The sequence below is a fragment of the Corallococcus sp. CA047B genome (assembly GCF_003612065.1).
GTDB lineage: Bacteria > Myxococcota > Myxococcia > Myxococcales > Myxococcaceae > Corallococcus > Corallococcus praedator.
In genome coordinates this window covers 1-19,947 of record NZ_RAWD01000005.1, presented here as the reverse complement: position 1 = coordinate 19,947, position 19,947 = coordinate 1, and the positions used below count along the sequence as shown (strand labels likewise).

The window sequence follows — 19,947 nt, the reverse complement described above, 5'->3', positions numbered from 1 at the left end:
ATCTGGGCGCTTGCCCTCCAGGTGATACCTTGCGCCCTTTTTCAAGGGAGGCTTTCCATGCAGGGTCAGCGCTTCGGACGTCTTGGCTGTGGGCTCCTCGCGGTGACTGTCCTGGGGTGCGGACCCCTGGGGATGCCGGAGGAAGGGCCTTCCACGGAAGCCCCCGGGGTCGCCGAGGTCCAGAGCGCGCTGACGCAGGTTACGAGCTTTGGCACCAACCCCGGCAACCTGCGGATGTGGACGCACGTGCCGGCCAGCATGCCCGCCAATGCGCCCCTGGTCGTCGCGCTGCACGGCTGTACCCAGTCGGCGGCCGCCTACGCTGCCACCGGATGGACCGCGCTGGCCGACCCGCTCAAGTTCTACGTCGTCTATCCGGAGCAGGTGAGTGGCAACAACTCGACCAGCTGCTTCAACTGGTTCGAGCCTGGAGACACCGCGCGCGGCCAGGGCGAGGCGCTCTCCATCAAGCAGATGGTGGACCACATGAAGGCCACCTATTCCATTGATCCGGGCCGCGTGTTCGTCACCGGCCTGTCGGCCGGCGGCGCGATGACGCACGTGATGGCCGCCACCTACCCGGATGTCTTCGCCGGAGCCGCGGTGATGGCGGGCATCCCATACAAGTGCGCCACGTCGATGACGGGCGGCTTCAGTTGCATGAGCCCGGGCGTGGACAAGACGCCCACCGCGTGGCGGGACCTGGTTCGGGGCGCCTTCCCCTCCTATACGGGCGCCTACCCGCGCGTCTCCATCTGGCACGGCACCTCTGACTTCACCGTGAAGAACTCCAACCTCACCGAGGGCGTGGAGCAATGGACCGCGGTGCACGGCATCGACCAGACGGAGGACCTCTCCGAGACGGTCGCCGGCTACCCCCACAAGGTCTACACGGACGCCGCGGGCAAGGCGCTGGTGGAGTCCTACTCCCTCACCGGCATGGGGCATGGCACGCCCATTGATCCGGCGTTCAGGTTCCCCGGAACCACCGTGGCCTGCGGCACGGCGGGCGCATACGTGCTGGACACGGACATCTGCTCCACCTGGTACGTGGCGAAGTTCTTCGGACTGGATTCCTCCGACTCGGTCGCGCCCACCGTGAGTCTTTCGGCGCCGGGCCAGGGCTCCACCGTGAGCGGGGCGGTGCAGGTGACCGCCACCGCTTCGGACAACGTGGGCGTCTCGCGGGTCGAGTTCTTCATCGACAATGCGCTGGCCAGCAGCGACCCGTCCGCGCCCTACGCGTTCACCTGGAACAGCAACACGGCGACCAATGGCAGCCACGCGCTCGTGGCCAGGGCCTACGACGCGGCGGGAAACACCGCCACGTCGAGCACGGTCACGGTCACCGTCACTGGCGGCGTCTCCGACACCACCGCCCCCACCGTGAGCCTCACCTCTCCCACGGGCGGCGCCAGCCTTTCGGGCACCGTCACGCTCATCGCGAACGCGGCGGATGACCGGGGCGTGGCGAAGGTGGAGTTCCTCGTGGATGGCGCCGTGGTGGGCCAGGATGTGTCGGCGGGGCCGACGGGGCTCTTCGAGTTCAACTGGGACACCGCCTCCTCCGCGACCGGGACGCACACGCTCCAGGCGCGCGCCTACGACGCGGCGGGCAACTCGGCCGCCTCCGCGTCGGTGCAGGTGACGGTGGCCCCGGCTCCGGTGGGCTTCACCGAACGCTTCTCGGCCAACGGGCCGGACAACGCTGGCTGGACCCTCACCGGGTGGGCGCTGGATGCCAGCGACCAGACGGGCAGCACCGGCAGCAAGTCCATCCTGGGCGCGGCCACCGCGGCCTTCAACACCGTCACCCGGACGGCCAGCGTCAGCGTGGCGCTGCCGGCCAACCCCCGGCTGACCTACTGGCGCAAGCTGGACCTGTCCTGCGCCAACACCACCGCCTCGGCCGCCTTCCGCGTCATCGTCAATGATGGCGTGGACACCGTGGTGGACTCGGCGGTGAAGAGCGGCCTTGGCACCCTCTCCGAGGCCAACTGGACGCAGCGTGCGGAGCTCGACCTGTCGGCGTTCGCGAACAAGACCGTGACCCTCAAGTTCGTCGTCACCGTCACGGACACCAGCACCAACAACCTCAGTCGGGCCAAGGCGTGGGTGGACAGCATCCGGGTAGGGCCGGCGGGCAGCTCCGCCTTCACCACGCTCTCCCCTCAGTAAGCCCCACCGAGGCGGGTAGCCAGGGGGCCTCCAGCCGGAGCCCCCCTCCGCGCGCGATGCCCGGGCCTACGGCTTGGGCTTGGGCGGCACGGTGATGGTGCCCACCTCGAAGCGGTCCTCGGGCACGGGCGTGCCATCGTCGGTGAAGGCCTTGAGGCGGGCGCCGTCGTCGCCGGCGTACCAGAGGCCCACCAGCACCTTCCATTCACCCGGCTCCCAGTCCTTCGCGGACAGGGCGAACGCATCGCGCAGCAGCGCGCGGCGGGGCGCATCGCGGAAGAAGAAGGTGCCTCCCACGACGGCATGGTCGGCGGTCTTCCGCTCTCCGGGGCCGGCGACGTGCACCCAGATTCCGACCGAGCGGGGCACCTTCCCCCGCACCTGCCAGTAGAGGACCACCGGAACGATGCCGCGTGCGTCGGGCGCGGACGGCACCTGGGCCGCCACCAGTTCCACGGGCCGCTCGAAGCGCCCGTGGATGAGCCGCGCGTTCGCGGGCAGCTCCGCCGTCCCGAGAAGCGACCCATCCGTGTTGCGCAGCACGGGCATCGCCTCCGGCTCATGCCAGCCCACCCACATGGCGCCCATCGCCACCAGCGGCAGGGCGGCCACCGCCACGGCCCTGGGGCCGGGCCACGGGGAGGCGCCCCCGCGCCGTCGCTTGGCCCATGCGAGCAGCGCCAGGCCCCCCCACGCGAGCGCCGACACGGCGGTCCCTCCCAGCCCCGACCGGGGCAGGAAGCGCAGCTCCACGCGGTGGTGGCCGGCGGGCAACGTCACGCCGAGCAGCCCTTCGCGCGAGACGACCTCGCCGACCGAGGACTTCCAGCCCGGATGCCAGTTCTGGTTGATGAGCAGCGCGGTGGGCCGTGTCGCGTCCACGTCCACTTCGAGCCGGTTGGGCGTCCACGTCACCCGCCGCGCGGAGCCGGCGCCCGGGTCCTCCAGGTACTCCTCTTGCGGAAGGTCGCCCCGGAGGCGCTCGGACATGGGGACGGGCCACGCCTCGCCGCAGGCGATGGAGCCCCGGTTGAGCGGGAGGAAGTAGCCCTGGGCCCAGCGGTTGCCGCGGGTCTGGGCGAAGGGCTGGTCCACGGCGATGGGCGTGGGCACCAGCGTCACGCGACCGGCGAGCGTGCTGAAGCCGATGACCTGGACGGCGATGCCCGCCACCGCCAGTGCGCACGCCACCCCCGAAGCCCACTTCCACGCGCGACCCCGCGTCGAGCGGAGCAACAGCGCCGCGAACCCCAGCGCGGCCAGCTCCGCGAGGAAGAGTCCGGCGGGGACGAGGAAGCGCTCGGGATAGCGAAGCGTTCCGAAGACGGGCAGCAGCCGGAGCGCGGCGAACAGCGAGGGCTTCGCGGCGTAGCCCGAGGCCAGCCAGAGGCAGAGGCCCGCGAGCACGGCGGGGTACGCGGCCCGGCGGCGTGCGAGCACGGCGCCCAGCGCGAGGACGAGGGCTCCGGGCACGAAGAAGAAGTGCCCCACGTCGGCGTTGCTGGGGAACTGGAGCAACTCGCGCCCCACCGTCTCCAGCGAGTGGCTCGGCGTGCCGGCCATGATGCGGGGCGCGGAGCGCATCGTCTCCACCAGGGGCCACAGGCGGAACATGCTCGCGCCCAGGGTGAAGAGCGTCGTTGCGCCGAGCGCCCACACCCCCGCGCGCCATCGGCCGCTTCGCCGCACGGGCTGGGACACCAGCGTGCGCACCGCCTCCAGCGCGACGAAGAGCGCGCTCATGGGAACGGGGTACGAGCTGCCGAAGCCCAACTGGAGCGCGAAGCCGCCGGCCACCAGCGCCGCGCCCTCCAGGTGTCCCTCCGCCGCCCGCCGCGTGCCGAACAGCAGCCACGGCAGCAGCAGGAAGCCGGCGAAGTTGAGCCAGCCCAGCGACCACGCATGCGCGGTGAAGCCCGCGAGCCCGAAGAAGGGCGCGGCGACGAGCGCCCCCGCTGCGGAGCCCGTGCGTTGTCGCGCGAAGCGGTAGAAGCCCTCCATGCCCAGCACGAGGAAGAGCCACAGCACCACGGCTTCCGCGCGGTGCGCGCCCAGCGCGGCGGACAGCAGCACCGTGGGCGATGCGACGCGGGTCTGCGGGCTGCCCAGGGCGTACTGGCCGCCGCACGTCCACGGGTTCCACAGCGGCGCCTGACCGTACGTCGCCACGGTGCGGGCGCCCGCCTCCTCATAGGCATACAGCAGGTGCGCGTCGCGGAAGTCGTTCGTCCGTCCCACCTGCGACAGTGGCTCCCAGGCGGCCACGAGCGCGAGCAGGCCAAAGAACGCCAGGCGCAGGCCCGCGGTGGTGGCGATGCGGTACAGGACCCGGAGCAGCGTGGAGGGGGAGGGCCTCATGCGTGCGTCAGTCGTAGAACGCGCGCGGCTTGCAAGGCGCCGCCGTGGCCTTGCGTGGGGGCTGGACGGGGCTGCTGGAGTGCAGCTCCTCGTCGATGGCGCGGAACACCTCTTCCACGGGCACGTCCCGGCGCTGGGCTTCCCCCATGACCCAGGAGCGCTCGGCGGCGCTGAAGTCGTCGTCCTGCGACCAGTGGTCCCCCGGGAAGTTGTGCAGCGATTGCGCGCGCCACATGGGTTCCTCGGCGGCGGCCGCGCGGCCTACCTGGACGCGCTCCACGTCCGACAGGTGCTTGCGCTCCGGCGCCGGGGCGACGGTTGCGGCGCGCACCCCCGCCGTGACACCGCACAGGGCGAAGGCGAGCCACCCCGCGAGGCTGGCGCGTCGCCAGCGGACCCGTGTCGTCGCCGTGTCTGTCATTCCCCGCGCCTTCGCCCCGAGCCCATGGGGAAGTCCTACTCCAAGTCCGGGGCGCGGTTCATCCGCTTTCAGAACGAGTCAGGGTTCACACTGCCTTGACGGAGAGTTCGCGTGCCGCCTCGACAAAGAGGCGCAGGGGCCCGGAGCGCCGCGCCCGGCTGGGGAAGTAGAGGAAGAATCCGGGAACGGTGGGCGCATAGGCCTCGAGCACCACCGTCAACCTCCCGGTGCGCAGTTGCTCCTGCACCTGCGGTTCAAATGCGTACATGAGCCCGACACCTGCCTCGGCCAGGGCCAGCATCACCTGGCCGTCGTTGGCGACGACGCCCCCGCGCACCGGCACACGCCAGTTCCTGCGGCCTCGCTCCAGCTCCCAGGCGTAGATCGTCCCGCTCGTCTGCGAGCGGTAGGTGATGCACTCGTGGCGCAGGAGGTCCTCGGGTTTCTGCGGCGTGCCGTGGCGCTCGAGGTAGCTGGGGGCGCCCACCACCACGAAGCGGAAGGCGTCGGTGAGACGCACCTGCACCATGTCGCGCTCGATGGCCTCGGTCAGCCGCACGCCCGCGTCGTAGCCCTCCGCCACGATGTCCACGAAGCGGTCCTCGACGACGACCTCCACCTCCACTCGCGGGTGTCGCGCGCGGAAGGCGGGAATCACGGGCGTGATGACGAAGGGCACCGCCATCTGGGGAGTCGACAGTCGTATCCGCCCCACCGCTTCGCCCGGTTGGGCGGAGACGGTGGTGAGGGCAGCCCGTATCTGACCGAGCCCCGGGCCCGCCTCCTCCACGAGGCGCCTTCCCGCATCCGTCAGCGCCACGCTGCGCGTCGTGCGCGTGAGCAGCACCACGCGCAATTGTTCTTCCAACTGCCTCACCGCCTGGCTCACGGCGGACCTGGAGACGCTCAGCTCGCTCGCCGCGCTGCTGAAGCTCCGATGGCGCGCCACGGTCAGGAACGCCTGGAGCTGTGGGAATGGCACCGTGTTCATGATGACGCGTTAGCTACATCCCCGGTCTTCAGGAATCCACCCGAAGCCAGCACGGGTCCGCAGCCGATTGTCGAGTAGGGCTTAACAGCCCGTTTGGCCGGTGGCGTCTAGTCCGGTGCGGAGCCTGGGCGTATCTCTGATCTGGCCCCAGGAGACCCTCCATGAAGAAGAACAAGCAGGCATCCGACTCGAACACCCCAGAGCGCCGAGCCCTTGGTCGCCGTGACTTCCTGGCGAGCAGTGCCCTTGTCGGGGCAGGGCTGGCTGTCGGCTCATGGGCGTGCGCCACGCCGTCCAGTCAGTCCCAGGAGAACAACAGCGACCCGCGCAGAAGGCAGAGCAGGATGAAGACGCGAAAGCTCGGAAGCCTCGAGGTGTCGGAGCTGGGGCATGGGTGCATGAGCATCAGCGCCAACTACGGCCCGCCCGCTGACAGAAGCCAGGGCATCCAGGTCATTCGTTCGGCCCATGAGAAGGGCGTCACGTTCTTCGATACGGCCGAGGTCTACGGTCCCTACACGAGCGAAGACCTCGTCGGAGAGGCGCTCGCGCCCATTCGCGACAAGGTCGTGATTGCGACCAAGTTCGGCTTCAACCTGGAAGGTCCCCCTGGGTTGAACAGCCGTCCAGAGCACATCAAGAAGGTGGTCGAGGGTTCGCTCAAGCGCCTCAGGACCGACCGCATCGACCTCTACTACCAGCACCGGGTGGACCCCGGTGTGCCCATCGAGGATGTGGCGGGGGCGATCAAGGATTTGATTGCCGAGGGAAAGGTCCTGCACTTCGGCCTCTCCGAGGCGAGTGCGCGAACGATCCGCCGAGCCCATGCCGTACAGCCCGTGACCGCGGTCCAGACCGAATACTCGATCATGGAGCGAGGTCCCGAACGAAACGGCGTGCTCGCGGCGTGCGAGGAACTGGGCATCGGCTTTGTTCCGTGGGGGCCGCTCGGAATGGGTTATCTGCCCGGGACGATGAATGCCCAGACAAGGTTCGACCCCAAGACGGACCTTCGAGCTGGGTTTGACCGCTTCAGTCCGGAGAACCTGGCGGCCAACACCCCGTTCGTCGATTTCCTCAAGAGCTTCGCAATCCAGAAGCACGCGACTCCCGCCCAGCTCTCCCTGGCGTGGCTCCTCGCGCAGAAGCCGTGGATCGTTCCGATTCCAGGCACGCGCAGACTGAACCACCTGGAGGAGAACCTGATGGCGGTCAGCGTGCAGCTGACGCCGGCGGATCTTCGTGAAATCCACACTGCGTTGTCGAAACTCGAAGTGCGGGGCGGCCGGATGAATGAGATGCAGATGCGTGTCGTTGATGGAGCGAACTTTGAAGAGAGGAACACCCCATGACTGACAAGAAGGTCTGGCTCATCACCGGCGCTGGCCGGGGGCTGGGCGTCGACATCGCCAAGGCGGCGCTTGCTGCCGGCCACGCCGTCGTAGCCACCGGCCGCGACCCCAGGAAGGTCATGGCTGCCATCGGCGACCACGCAGACTTGCTGGCCATCAAGCTCGACGTCACCCGTCCCGAGGATGCCCAGGCCGCGGTCGAGGCCACCCTCGGAAAGTTCGGGCGGATTGACGTACTGGTCAACAACGCGGGCAACTTCTACGCCGGCTTCTTCGAGGAACTCAGCCCCGAACAGGTCCGCGAGCAGATCGAGACGTTGCTGTTCGGCCCGATGAACGTCACCCGCGCCGTGCTGCCGACGATGCGCAAGCAACGCTCCGGCCTGCTGCTCACCATCTCCTCGACCGCGGGTATCGCCGGCGGAGTGTTTTGCACGGCATACGCCGCCGCGAAGTTCGGCATCGAAGGATGGATCGAGTCGCTCACGCCTGAGATTGCCCCCTTCGGCATCCGCACGATGCTCGTCGAGCCCGGCTTCTTCCGCACCGAGCTGCTCACCGCTGGATCCACCACCTACGCCAGGCCCTCCATCGACGACTACGCGGAACGCACCCGGGAGACCGTCGCTGCCTGGAACAGCATGGACGGCAAACAGGGGGGCGACCCGGCCAGACTCGCTGGCGCCATCGTTCAGCTCGCCGGAACGGACGCGCCGCCGGCCCGCTTCGCCGCGGGTGCTGACGCCGTGCAGACCTTCGAGGCCAAGGCCAGGCTCCTGCTTGGACAGGCCGACGCCCACCGCAAGCTGTCCTCGTCCCTCGCCCACGACGACGCCTGACCCAATCTCTCCGCGTCAACTCGCATGGGCCACACCCACAGGGGCTTCCGGCCCGGCTCAAGGCCGCAGGACGTCTCGGAGGAACCGGGTCAGGGACTCCGCCATCTTCCGGTGCGTGGCGGCGGAAGGATGCCAGTCCTCCGCGACGCCATCGGTGGCGGGGTCCTGTTCGGCCATCACGTGGCGGTGGACGCGGGTGTCCCCGGCGCGGCGCCGTTCGTCCACGAGCCCGGTGATCCAGTCCCCGACGTGCACGGATTTCACCACGCCGTGATTTTCGAGCTTCTTGTATCCGTCCGTCATGCTGCCGAGCGTGCACACGATGTGCGCGCGGGGATGGAGCGTCCGCAGCCGCTGGAGGAACGCGCGGTAGGCGGCCTTGAAGCCAGCTTCGTCCGGGAGGAAGGCGTCGGTGCCACTGCCCGCGAGTGTGTCATTGGTGCCGATGTTGATGACAATCACGTCTGGAGAGCCGTCCGTGAACTCCCACGCGGCGGGATGCTCCGGCACCGCGAGTTCGTACAGCGCGGGCAGCAGGCCGGACGTCGTGAGGTCCAGATTGCGGTAGACGCCATGGCCCGAATAACAGACGAGGACGGGCTCCATGCCCAGGTTCATGGCGGTGAGCCACGCATAGGTCTGTCTGGGATTCTGATGCTTCGACGTGAAGGTGGGCGCCCTCCAGGAACGTGACTCCGGGATGAACGCGACGTCGGTGCCGTAGCCACAGGTGATGGAGTCCCCGATGAACTCCATCCGGAGCCCCGGCCGGGTGGGCGGCTCCCGAAGCTCGCCATGGACTTCCAGCGCGACAAGCTTGCTGGGGCCCACGATGGACTCGGTGCGTTTGAGGAGCTCCACCGTGTGGAGGCCGACCTCCAACGCCGGGGCGAGCGGGTAGATTGCCTCACCGCTCCGCACGGCGAGCCGGGTCGGCGGGGCGCCGTCAATCGAGACGTCGAAGTGGTTGGTGCCCACCTCGCCGCCCGTGCCCGCGTCGTCGAGCCGCATGCGCAGGGCGTCCCCCCAGAAGCGCACGCGCACCGTCACGCCCGGGTGGGAGAAGACGACCCCGGTGCTGGAGCGGTACGTCCGGCCGACGTACTGGATCCGCGCGTCCGTGGCGGGAACGGTCATCCAGGTCAGGGACACGGTGGAGGTCTCCTCTCGGGGCGTGCCCTCTGGCCCACGCGTGGAACCCCTGCAGTCCAGGAGCAGGAGTCCCAGGGCCAGGACTGGAAGAACTCGACGCGCGGCATGCGGGCTCAAGGTTGCTCCAGGCCGACCTTCGAGCCGTCATCGCTGAAAGGCCGACCTCCGACGTCGATGAAGAATCCCCCCTGGAAGCTGCAACAGGTCACGGACGGACGACGGAGATACATATCCACGGCATCGGCTTCCAGTCCCTCCAGGAACTCGAGCGGCACCCAGTCCGGACCGATGAGCACGCGGAACTCCACCTGGAAGGGTGCGGGAGCCATTTCGAAAGAGCGTAGCGCATCCCGTCCGCCGCCCGTTTCCCGCAGGCCCAGGCGAGCGCACCTCGGAGGTAGCGAGGACATGCGTGATGACGGGGAAGCGCTCATGAGGGCTGACGCTGGATGTCAGACCGCTTCTGTAGAAGGTCATCCCGACGATGACCGACAAATTAGTTTTTCCTGAAGAAGCGGTATTTCAGGATCCAATCAAATCTCCCGGGCGTCTTCGTCAGTCCATGGGCCCCTCTCACGGAAACACCCTGCTCTTCGCGGAGCGGTTGTCCTTCGCGTTCGCCCGTTGTGCGCCCGTGCTTCGCGATGTCTCCCTTCGGCTGAAGGGGGGGACTTCCGTGGGGCTGCTCGGTGCCAACGGCGCCGGCAAGACGACGTTGCTGGGCGCGATCACCGGCACCGTGCAGGGCACGACCGGGGGCTCGGTGCGACTCGACGTGGGAGCACTTCCCGCCCACCGCGCCATCGGCTTCGCGACGCAGGCCATCGCGCTCCATCCCGTGCTCACGGTGGAGGAGAACGTCGGGCACCTCGCCCGCCTGTTGCTGGGGCGCGGTGAGGCGAAGGCCGCCGTCGCCCGGACGTTGGAGGAGTTCGCGCTGGGTCCCATTGCACGCACGCGCGTGCATCACCTGTCCGGTGGACAGCGGCGCCTCGTGCACCTGGCGGCGAGCTTCGTCCACGCGCCTCCCATCCGGCTGCTGGATGAGCCGACCGTCGCGCTCGACTTCGAGGCCCGACAGCTCGTGGTGCGGCGGGTGCGCGCCTGGCGGGAGGAGGGCGCCGCGGTGCTGGTCACCGCGCACTACCCCGAGGACATCGAGGAGCTGTCCACGGAGCTGGTGCTGCTGCGGAACGGGGAGACGCGGGACCTGGGGGAGCTGGGGACCGTCCTGTCGAACCAGGCGCGCACGCTGTCGCTGCGAGGCGCGCGTCCCGTGTCCCCGCCCGCGGAGACGTCGTGGGAGCTCACGCTCGCCACCGGCAGCCTGGACGAGGTCCGCTCGAAGCTGGGCGAGGTCCCCTCCGACGTCCGCCTGTCCGAGCTGCGCCTGTCCGGAAACCGGCTCCGCGACATCCTGCTGAGAGACCCATCGCTCAGCGCCTTCGCCAGGGAGTCCGAGGGCCCATGAGTCACGACATCTCTTCCAGCACCCCCTCCGCGCCTCGCGGGATGGCGGGCTTCGTCAACGTGGTGGGGTGCTACGCGCTGACGGAGTGGCGCGTGCTCTCGCGTGAGCGCACGGCCATGGTGTTCATCTTCATCCTGCCCGCCGTGCTCTCCGCCATCCTCGGCCCGGGTGTCTCGGGGCTCGACTCGGCCCCGGGCGCCATGGGGCGGGCCACCATCGGCTTCGCGGTGATGTTCAGCTACATGGTGGTGACGTACTCGGGTCACGCGTTCTATCGGGACTTCTGGTACCACACGCATGGCCGGCAGGCGCTGATCCGCCCACCGAGGCTCGCGTTCGCCATGGGCAAGGTCCTGCCCGCGTGCGCGATGTCGTTCGTGCAGCTGCTGCTCTTCACGGGCTTCGCGGCGGCGTTCCTGGGCCTGCCGCTGAACGGCAATGTCTTTCAGGTAGCGCTCACGGGCGCGGCGCTGGTGGCCAGCGGTTCGGCCCTGGGCTTCCTCCTCTTCGCCATCACCCGCAGCACCGCCACGCTCTCCAACCTCTCCTACCTCGTGCTCGTGACGTTCAGCGCGGTGGGCGGAGCCATCGTCGTCACCGAAGCCCTGCCGGGATGGTCGCGCACGCTCGGCTACGCCACACCGCACTTCTGGGCCCTGCGCGCGCTCAACGAGTCCACCTTCGGCGAGGGCCGCTGGAGCGTCGTGCTCCAGAGCACCGCCGTCATCCTCACCTTCACCGCTGTCTGCGCGACCGCCGCGAGTCTGGCGTTCGATTTCCGGGATCAGAAACATGACACGACCTGAACAAGACACGGCGGGCCGCCCACGGGCGCCCGTCATCCAGCGACTGCTCGGGGACCCGCGCGTGGCGCAGGCCCGCCTGGGCCGGCGCATTGGCCGCCTCCCGTACTTCACGCGGGTGGAGTCGGCCACCGGCCCCATCACCCGCATGGAGGGCCGGGACATCCTCAACTTCGGCTCCAACAACTACCTGGGGCTCGCGAACGACGCGCGCGTCATCGCCGCCGCCCAGGAGGCCACGGCCCGCTGGGGCGCGGGCGTGACGGGCTCGCGGCTGCTCAATGGCAACCTGGCGCTCCACGAGGAGCTGGAGGACGCCCTGCGGCGCTTCTACGGCCGCACCGGCGCCATGGTGTTCTCCACCGGCTACGGCGCCAACCTGGGCCTGATGAGCACGCTGCTCGGCAAGAACGACCGCGCCTGGGTGGACGAGGAGATGCACGCCTCCGTCCTGGACGGCGTGTGGCTGGCGCGCGCGAACATGAAGCGCTTCGGTCACAACGATCCGGAGCACCTGCTGGCCCAGGCGACGGAGGACAAGAGCTCCGGCCTCTGCGTCGTCGAGGGCGTCTACTCCATGCGGGGAGACCGGGCCCCGCTGCGCAGGTTCCTGGAGGTGTGCCGCGCCACGGGGCTGGCGCTCGTCGTGGACGAGGCGCACGGCCTGGGAACGGTGGGGGAGCGGGGGCTGGGCACCGTGGAGGAGGAGGGTGTCGTCCAGGACGCGGACTTCATCACCATCACCTTCTCCAAGAGCCTGGGCTCCTGCGGCGGCGCCATCATCGGGGACAAGGATCAGATTGAAGCCCTGCGCGTCCTCACACGCCCCTTCCTCTTCACCGCCGCCAATACTCCAGCCTCCGTGGCCGCGGCGCTCGAAGCCCTGCGCATCCTCCAGGCGGATCCGGACCTGGTGCGCCAGTTGAAGGAGCGGGTGCGCTCGCTGCGCGAGGCCCTGGTGGCACGCGGGCTGCGGCCCATCCCGTCGGATGGTCCCATCGTCAGCGTGGAGGTGGGCGCGGACTTCGACACCCTCCAGGCGTGGCGGCTGCTGTGGAACCGGGGCATCTACGCCAATCCGGTCATCCACCCGGCCGTCCCGGCGGGCCACGGCCTGCTGCGCCTGAGCGTGATGCGGACGCATGAGGAGCAGATGGTGCGCACCGTCGCGGACGCGTGCGCGGATGTTTTCTCGGACTTGCAGCTGTCCCATGAGGGACGGGGGAAGGTGGCATCATGAAGCGCACGCATCAGCTTTCCAGTGGTCAACCGCTCACTGCGGAGACGCTCCGCGCCCATGGCGTGGACGTTGAACGCATCCTGTCGGAGCTGGTCAGCGACCCCGCCTCGTGCGGCGTGCTCCTGACGGGTTCGCTCGCGGCCGGCAATGGCACCCCCAGTTCGGACGTGGACCTGATGGTGCTGGTCCCGCACCGCACGTCGCTCATCTCGAGCCAGGAGGGGGTGCGCTTCAAGAACAGCCGCTTCAGCGAGGCGCTCCAGTATTGCGACGGCATCGAGGTCAACATCGAGCTGGCCGAGCGTGGCCGCGTCGCGGAGATCATGACGTGGATGACCGCCATCGCGCCGGCGCTCTACAAGCCGTCCGAGCTGAAGTTCATCCCCATCATCGACGGCCCGGAGCTGCGCTTCCTGCACCGCCTGCGCACCGGCCTGCCGCTCTTGAAGCCGGACCTCGTCGCGAGCTGGCGGGACGAGTTCCTCGTCGAGCTGCTGCCCACCTACCTCACGGTGCGGCACTTCATGGAGGTCCACGAGTACCTGGAGGACGCCATCAGCCACCGCGCCGTCAGCGAGGAGTCCAGCCGGCACGTGGCGCGCATCGCCGTGGAGGAGGCGCTCGTCTCCATCCTCGCGACCCAGGGGGTGACCAGCGCGGCGCGCAAGTGGCTCCTCATCGAGTCGCGCAAGGCGATGGCCACCTCGGGTGAGGTGGACCGGGCCCTGCTGGCGGAAGGGCTCTCCATCCACGCGGACTGCGCGGCGGGCCCGCTGGGGGAATGCTTCACTCGCATCGAGGCGCTCCATCAGCGCATGGCCAAACGCATGTCGGCGGAGCCGGAGCTGGCGCGCGCGGTGGAGTTCCTCCAGGGCCGCATTGACTACGTCCTCGAGCACCAGGGATGACCTCCTTGGGAACCACGGCCATCCCGGACCGCGCCCCCGCGAGGGCGCGGTTGGGGGACGCGCTGCGCCTGCTCTACGGAGCTGAGCGCGCGGACTCGCTCGTCCGGGAGCTCGCGGCAGCGGCGGAGGGCGCCAGCGCGCGCAGCCTGCGTGGGCGCACGGCGGGGGACGTGCGGCCCGCGGTCATCGCCGTGTACCCGGACCACGTGCTCGACGGCGGGGCAGCGCCACTCGCGGCGCTGCGGCGCTTCCTCCACGAGGAGGTAGGGGGCGTGGGGGCGACCCTGCTGCACGTGCTCCCGCCCTATGTGTCGGATGGGGATGACGGCTTCGCGGTGGTGGACCACCAGGCCGTGCATCCGCGCCTCGGCGGGTGGGAGGACCTGGAGCGGCTGTCCGAGGTGGGCGGCGGGCTGATGCTCGACCTGGTGATGAACCACGTGTCCACCTCGCACCCGGGGTTCCGGGACGTGCTGCGAGGTGAGGGGCGGCCGGAGGACTTCCACCTCTTCTCCGAGCCACGGGCCATCGAGTGGGGCACGCGGGTGCGGACCTCCTCCCTCCTTCAGCGCTTCGAGACGCAGGGCCGCCCGGTGTGGGCGTGGTGCACGTACGGGCGCTCACAGGTGGACTTGAACCACGGTTCTCCAGACGTCTTCCTGTCCATGGCGCGGACGCTGCTGCGCCTGATGGAGGCGGGCGCGCGGGTCGTGCGCCTGGATGCCATCCCCCACGTGTGGAAGCGCGTACCCGGCGGCCCCCACCAGCCGGAGGCGAAGGTGCTGGTGCGAGCGCTGCGCGCCGTGGCCGACCTGGTGGATCCCTCGGTGCGCCTGCTCGCGGAGACCGACCATCGCGCCGGAGAGCGGTGCTACCTGGGCGCGGAGCTGGCGCAGCACGACAACCACCTCGCGGTGCCGCTGCTCATCTTCGCGGCGGCCCTCGTGGGCGAGGGCAGGCCCCTGGTGGACTGGGTGAATGCGTCCGCGTCGGATGCGCACCACGGTGCTGGCTACGCCTTCCTCCAGACGCACGACGGCGTGCACCTGCGCCCCATGGATCCACCGCTCGACGCACCCACGCTCGGGCGGGTGCTCGCGCGGCTGGAGCGCGCCGACGTCCGGGTGTCCCACGCGGACGTGGGAGGCGAGCCACGGCCCTACGAACTCAACAGCTCCCTGCACCGCATCTTCTCCACCGAGGCGGGGCTCGACGTCGAGCGCTACCTGGCCGCGCACGCGCTGCTCTTCGCGCTCCCCGCCACGCCCTGTCTCTACTTCCCCACGCTCTTTGGACTGCCGGACGCGGTGGGCGTCGAGCCCACGAATCCCCGCGCCGCGAACCGGCACCGCTACCCGTATGAGACCCTCCGCGCGCTGATCCGGCAGCCGGTGCACGCGCGCATCCTGAAGTCCCTCCTGGGCCTCATCCGCCTGCGCGAAGAGACGCCCGCGCTGCGGGAGGACGGAGGCTGCGAAGCGCGGCTGCCAGCCCCGCACGTCCTCCATCTGGTGCGAGGCCATGGCCGTCAGCCCCTGCACGTGCTGGTGAACTTCGGGGTGGAGCCCGTGTCCGTCCCCGCGCCGCTGACGGAGTGGAGGGACCTGCTCGGAGGACGTCAGGGCCGGGGGGACGTGCGGCTCGCGCCGGCCGAGGCGCTGTGGCTCGTGGAACCCGGGAGTGGAGAGCTCACATGAGAAACCCCGCCAGTGTGTCCGACCTCGTGGAGACCTTCGGCTCGCGCCCAGGGAGTGAGGAGTTCGTCTTCACGTTCTTCGACCCGTACGCCATCGGGCTGGGGCTCGCCGAGGAGGCGCTCGCGTTCCTGGAGCGCGAGGGCTTCCACGCCGTGGACCGGCGGTTCGTCCAGTACACGCAGAGCAGCATCGAAGCGGTGTACAGCCCCAACCGTCCCATCGCGCTGGACAAGACGTGGGCCGTCCCGAGCGAGGTGTACCTGCTGGAGTCCTCCTGCGCGCTCATCCTCCGCACCCCGGGCCGGTCGGCCAGCGCGGAGTTCAAGGCGCTCAAGGGCTCCGCGGATCCGCGCAAGCGCTCACCGCACCACCTGCGCAGCCGGCTTCAGGCGCCGACGCGCGCGCTGAGCCTCATGCACTCCTCGGACGACACGCGCGCGACCCTCGAAGAGGCCGCCACGGCCTTCGACCCCCGCGAGCTGCGCAGGCTCCTGGAGTCGGAAGGACAGCCCACCCGGCGCGCCACCTCGGCCGTCCAGCGTCTGCCGGGCGCGGTCGTGGGCCGGACGTGGCGGCCTTCGCCCATGGAGTTCCTGGTCCACCTCCGCCTGCGCCTCGCGGAGGAGGTGGAGCTCGTCGCCCCGTTCGCGGACGACCTGACCGCGCCGTGGCGCGAGGCCGCGGACCAGCTCGCGGCGCTTCGCTCCGAACCGGCGGCGTCCCGCGAGGTGTACCTGCGCGTCGTGGCCCGCGAGGCGGCGTGGGTGAACGACGCGGTCCAGGCCGGGCTTGCGCACCCGCGTCGGCCCGGGATGTTCGACTACCGCGTGGAGCCGGCGCTCATCGCCGGGGTGCTGGAGCTGCTGCACCACCCCGCGCTGTACCGCGAGACGGACCTCACGCGGCTCATCGGCCCGCTGGGGGCGCTGGTCCGCAATGCCTATGAGCGCGTGCTCCTGCGCAGCGCGCTCCAGGAGTTCGAATGAACCCGTCACCCTGTCAGCGGCACGCGTTCAAGGACCCGGCTCTTGAGGATGAGGTCGTCGTGCGTGCGCAGGATGGAGAGCTCGCTCACGTCCAGCTCCACGAGGGTCGTCTCCCGGAAGCCGCGCAGCACGCCGAAGAGTTCGTCCGCCTCGTGCACGTCCAGCTCGGAGTTGAAGCGCAGGTGGTCCATCAACTGCAAACAGCCGATGTAGAAGCCAGGGTGGAGCGGGTGGCCCAGGCGCGTCTGGACCTCGGTGAGGTGGTCCACGGGGTTGGGGCCCTCCGTCAGCTCCGGGTAGACGGGGAAGTAGATCCGGCCGTTCTTCTTGCCCCAGAACCAGCCGCCCTTCACCTGGATGCGGAAGCGGGGGAAGTTTTCCAACCGCTGCTTCACGAAGGGGACGATGTCCTGCACGGGCATCCGCTCGTGGAGTCCGTTGCAGATGGTGAAGTGGTGTCTGTATTTGCGCCGCTCAACGATGTCCCAGGCGATCTTCCGCGCCGCGGCGGTCATGGCGACGGCGTTCATGAAGCGGTTGAACTGGGGGCTCTGGGCGAAGGCACCGAAGTCCACGAAGCCCACCAGCGAGACGCGGGGTGCGCGGTAGGTGCCCAGCCAGTCGTAGCCGGCCTTGAGGTCGAACGGCACGACCTCCGGGTGGTCGGGCCGCACCAGCGGCAGCTGCATCAACCGGTACTCGTAGGAGAGGACATGGTCCTCGGACGGGCGGGGCTGAAGCTCATTGCCCGCGCGGCGGTACGCCAGCCGCTCATCCGTGGCGAAGGTTCTCATGCATCGAATCCACCACACGTGGGCAGGGGCCACAATGCGATGCCGCGCTCGCGCCCCGCACCCCGTCCGCTCGAACGAGGTTGCCCGTGACAGCCCTGGACCGCGACGCCGCGACGCTTCGCCTCACCTCCCCGGTCGGAAGTCCTCCCGACTGCCGCATCCGCGGCGTCGGCCCCGTGCACGCCTCCATGCGGGTCTGGGCCGAGTGCGTCCTGGGCACCCTCGCGCGGACGTACGGCAGCGTCCCGCTGACGCTCGCCTTCAAGGGGACGGTGCTTCTTCGGCCGCGCGCGCTCCGCGTGCTGCTCCAGGCGTCCTCCGCCGTCATCGCGACCTGGCGGGGTGAGTGCCGCTTCATCCTGGGGAGGACCCAGGCGGTGCGCGAGGTGCTGGAGGGATGGGACCTGGACGAGGCCGTGGACCGCCTCGCCCAGGCCGGAGACGTGGCGAGCTTCGAGCTGGGCGGGGACGAGGTCTCAAGCGAGCCCCTGGCTCCCGTGGGACGGCTCGTCCTGGGGGACAAGGCGCGCACGCTGGACATCCTCTCGGAGCTGCACGGGCCCTGGCGCATCTCCCGACCGCACATCGTGCGGGGCGAGGACTGGGCCCGGGACCGGGGCGACGTGCTCCAGCGCGTGCGGGAGCGCTTCGGGGATGAGCGCGTCGTGGTCCGTTCCTCCTGCTCCGCGGAGGATGCGTGGACCGAGTCGAACGCCGGGCGCTTCCTGTCGGTGCTCGACGTGGACGCGGGGGACGCCAAGGCCCTCGGCGGTGCCATCTCGGAGGTGTTCGATTCGTACGGCCCGGGGGCGGCGTCGGAGAAGGTCTTCCTCCAGTCCTACGTCCATCCCGTGAGCGAGAGCGGCGTGTTGATGGCGCGGCACCCGGAGACGCTGGCCTCCTACTGGGTGGTGGCGTCGGACGTGCACAGCGGGCGCACGGATCAGATCACCTCCGGAGCCCTGGAGAAGCCCTCCTCCGCGTACGTGGAGCACGGCGTGCCCAGGGGGCTGTTGCCGGACTCGCTCCGCCGCGTCGTCACCGTGGGCCGCGAGCTGGTGCGGCTCATCGGGGTGGAGGCGCTGGACATCGAGTTCGCGCTGGCGGGCGGCGACTTCCACCTCTTCCAGGTGCGTCCCATCGCCAGGGGTACTTCGCTGCCGGAGGCGAGCGAGGGCCGCCGGGCGATGCTGATCGCGGAGGCCTGCAAGGCCCACCATGCGCTCCTGCTGCCGAAGGGCCCCGTCGTCGGAAAGGGGCCCGTCTACAGCACGATGACGGACTGGAACCCCGCGGAGATGATTGGCCGGCGCCCGCTTCCGCTCGCACGGACGCTCTACGGCACGCTCATCACCGACCGGACCTGGGCGGAGCAGCGCGCGGGTTACGGCTACCGCGACCTGCGGGGCGTGCCGCTGCTGCGCGACTTCGCGGGACATGCCTATGTGGATGTCCGGGCCTCGCTCAACTCCTTCATCCCGGCCGTGACCCCGTCGCACGTGGCGGAGGTCCTGGTCTCCCACCAGCTCGCCCGGCTGGCGGAAGCCCCGGAGCTGCACGACAAGGTGGAGTTCGAGATCGCCGACACCTGCGCGAGCCTCGGCCTGCGCGAGCGGCTCCGGCGGCTCTACGCTTCCTCGGTGGAGGCAGGGGAGCTGGACGCCCTGGCCACCGCGCTGCGGGACATTACGCTCAAGGGGCTTGGCGACCTGCCCGCGTGGCTTGCGCAGGTGGAGCGGCTTCGCGCCCACCCGTTCGCGCCGGGCTTCGAGGGCGGCCTGGGGCCCATCCTCGCGCGCCTGCGGGAGCTGGGCACCCTTCCGTTCGCGCACCTGGCGCGGACGGCGTTTGTGGTGACCGCGCTGCTCAAGAGCTTCGTTCGCGAGGGCGTGATCGACGCGAGCGAACAGCGCGAGGTGCTCCAGCGCATCCGGACGGTGGCTGGGCAACTGCAAGCGGACGCGCTCCGAGTGCGGCGGGGCGAGCTGGGCCTGGAGGCGCTCGTCGCGGAGTTCGGGCACCTGCGCCCGGGCACCTATGACATCCGCATGCCGCGCTACGGCGCGGATCCGGAGCGCTACTTCGGCCCGCTCATCTCGGGAGGGGAGGAGCCGCCCAGGCACGAGGCGCCCCTGTCGCACAGCCTCCACGCGCGGCTCGGCGCGGGCCTCCGGAGCGCCGGGCTGAAGCTGACCCCTGACGCATTCCTCGGGCACCTTGGCGCGGCCATCGCGGGTCGCGAGTACGGCAAGCACGTGTTCACGAGGACGCTCAGCGGTGTGCTCGAACACCTCGCCGGGTGGGGAGAGCCGCTGGGGCTTGGCCGGGATGACATCGCGCACCTGTCGCTGGAGCAGGTGGAGACCGCCCTGGCGCTCCCGCCGGACGAGGCTCGGTCGTGGTGCCGCGACGCCGTGGAAGAGGCTCGCGAGCACGCCGCCGCCGTCAACCTCATCGAGCTGCCGGACATCCTGGTGCGCACGTCGCACCTGCTCTTCCACGTGAGCAGTGGTGAGCAACCGCTGTTCGTCACCAAGGCGTGCGTGCGCGCGCCGGTGCTGGTCGCGGACGGGCTGCCGGATCCGGAGCGCGTGCGCGGCAACATCGTGCTGCTGGAGCGTGCCGACCCCGGCTACGACGGCCTGCTCGCGCTGGGAGTGGCGGGCATCGTCACGGCGTACGGGGGCGCGAACTCGCACATGGCCGTGCGCTGCACCGAATTGCAGTTGCCCGCCGCCATCGGGGTGGGCCGGGAGC

The 19,947-nt window shown here is 70.0% G+C and carries 16 protein-coding genes; 10 read left to right on the top strand and 6 right to left on the bottom strand.

Features of this window, described 5'->3' with window-relative positions; genetic code table 11:
* Positions 1 to 57: 57 nt before the first annotated feature.
* Positions 58 to 2,178: a PHB depolymerase family esterase gene (locus tag D7X74_RS01815; protein WP_120531159.1), complete on the top strand. Its 2,121-nt coding sequence runs from the start codon at positions 58 to 60 to the stop codon at positions 2,176 to 2,178.
* Between the two features lie 66 nt (positions 2,179 to 2,244).
* Here D7X74_RS01815 and D7X74_RS01810 read toward each other — a convergent pair whose 3' ends face one another.
* The 3 genes from D7X74_RS01810 to D7X74_RS01800 all read right to left on the bottom strand — a co-directional run bounded on the left by D7X74_RS01810 (position 2,245) and on the right by D7X74_RS01800 (position 5,948).
* The gene (locus D7X74_RS01810; protein WP_120531158.1) at positions 2,245 to 4,536 is read right to left on the bottom strand and encodes a hypothetical protein; all 2,292 of its coding nucleotides are present in this window, start codon (positions 4,534 to 4,536) and stop codon (positions 2,245 to 2,247) included.
* A gap of 7 nt (positions 4,537 to 4,543) precedes the next feature.
* Positions 4,544 to 4,957 carry a hypothetical protein gene (locus tag D7X74_RS01805; protein ID WP_120531157.1) on the bottom strand — a complete coding sequence of 138 codons (414 nt, stop codon included), beginning with the start codon at positions 4,955 to 4,957 and terminating at the stop codon, positions 4,544 to 4,546.
* A gap of 85 nt (positions 4,958 to 5,042) precedes the next feature.
* Positions 5,043 to 5,948, bottom strand: coding sequence for a LysR family transcriptional regulator (locus tag D7X74_RS01800; RefSeq protein ID WP_120531156.1), 906 nt, complete (start codon positions 5,946 to 5,948; stop codon positions 5,043 to 5,045).
* Between the two features lie 344 nt (positions 5,949 to 6,292).
* On the opposite strand from D7X74_RS01800, the gene D7X74_RS01795 reads away from it, so the two are divergent.
* Positions 6,293 to 7,300, top strand: a complete 1,008-nt coding sequence (locus D7X74_RS01795) for an aldo/keto reductase (RefSeq protein WP_158620248.1) — start codon at positions 6,293 to 6,295, stop codon at positions 7,298 to 7,300.
* A complete protein-coding gene (locus D7X74_RS01790; protein ID WP_120531154.1) occupies positions 7,297 to 8,139 on the top strand; it encodes an SDR family oxidoreductase in 843 nt (280 codons plus the stop codon). The genes D7X74_RS01795 and D7X74_RS01790 overlap by 4 nt, the downstream gene beginning before the upstream one ends.
* 57 nt (positions 8,140 to 8,196) lie before the next feature.
* On the opposite strand, the gene D7X74_RS01785 is transcribed toward D7X74_RS01790, so the two are convergent.
* On the bottom strand, positions 8,197 to 9,291 hold the full coding sequence (locus tag D7X74_RS01785; protein ID WP_233601929.1) for an SGNH/GDSL hydrolase family protein: 1,095 nt from the start codon (positions 9,289 to 9,291) through the stop codon (positions 8,197 to 8,199).
* A 113-nt stretch (positions 9,292 to 9,404) separates the two neighbouring features.
* On the bottom strand, positions 9,405 to 9,620 hold the full coding sequence (locus tag D7X74_RS01780; RefSeq protein WP_120531153.1) for a hypothetical protein: 216 nt from the start codon (positions 9,618 to 9,620) through the stop codon (positions 9,405 to 9,407).
* A 155-nt stretch (positions 9,621 to 9,775) separates the two neighbouring features.
* Between D7X74_RS01780 and D7X74_RS01775 the strand changes: the two genes are divergently transcribed.
* The 6 genes from D7X74_RS01775 to D7X74_RS01750 are packed head-to-tail and all read left to right on the top strand — an operon-like array spanning position 9,776 to position 16,396.
* Positions 9,776 to 10,762, top strand: a complete 987-nt coding sequence (locus D7X74_RS01775) for an ABC transporter ATP-binding protein (protein ID WP_120531152.1) — start codon at positions 9,776 to 9,778, stop codon at positions 10,760 to 10,762.
* Positions 10,759 to 11,568 carry an ABC transporter permease gene (locus tag D7X74_RS01770; RefSeq protein ID WP_120531151.1) on the top strand — a complete coding sequence of 270 codons (810 nt, stop codon included), beginning with the start codon at positions 10,759 to 10,761 and terminating at the stop codon, positions 11,566 to 11,568. Before D7X74_RS01775 ends, D7X74_RS01770 begins: the two co-directional genes overlap by 4 nt.
* Complete coding sequence (locus D7X74_RS01765) at positions 11,555 to 12,805, top strand: aminotransferase class I/II-fold pyridoxal phosphate-dependent enzyme (protein WP_120531150.1); 1,251 nt, start codon at positions 11,555 to 11,557, stop codon at positions 12,803 to 12,805. The genes D7X74_RS01770 and D7X74_RS01765 overlap by 14 nt, the downstream gene beginning before the upstream one ends.
* On the top strand, positions 12,802 to 13,713 hold the full coding sequence (locus D7X74_RS01760) for a nucleotidyltransferase domain-containing protein (protein ID WP_120531149.1): 912 nt from the start codon (positions 12,802 to 12,804) through the stop codon (positions 13,711 to 13,713). Before D7X74_RS01765 ends, D7X74_RS01760 begins: the two co-directional genes overlap by 4 nt.
* Positions 13,710 to 15,410 carry an alpha-amylase family glycosyl hydrolase gene (locus D7X74_RS01755; RefSeq protein ID WP_120531148.1) on the top strand — a complete coding sequence of 567 codons (1,701 nt, stop codon included), beginning with the start codon at positions 13,710 to 13,712 and terminating at the stop codon, positions 15,408 to 15,410. The genes D7X74_RS01760 and D7X74_RS01755 overlap by 4 nt, the downstream gene beginning before the upstream one ends.
* Positions 15,407 to 16,396, top strand: a complete 990-nt coding sequence (locus D7X74_RS01750; protein WP_120531147.1) for a nucleoside-diphosphate kinase — start codon at positions 15,407 to 15,409, stop codon at positions 16,394 to 16,396. The genes D7X74_RS01755 and D7X74_RS01750 overlap by 4 nt, the downstream gene beginning before the upstream one ends.
* A gap of 5 nt (positions 16,397 to 16,401) precedes the next feature.
* Here D7X74_RS01750 and D7X74_RS01745 read toward each other — a convergent pair whose 3' ends face one another.
* Positions 16,402 to 17,190 (bottom strand): hypothetical protein, encoded by a 789-nt coding sequence (locus D7X74_RS01745; RefSeq protein ID WP_120531146.1) that lies wholly within the window; start codon positions 17,188 to 17,190, stop codon positions 16,402 to 16,404.
* Between the two features lie 86 nt (positions 17,191 to 17,276).
* Here D7X74_RS01745 and D7X74_RS01740 point away from each other — a divergent pair.
* On the top strand, positions 17,277 to 19,947 hold a 2,671-nt coding region (locus D7X74_RS01740; RefSeq protein WP_120531145.1), incomplete at its 3' end, for a PEP-utilizing enzyme.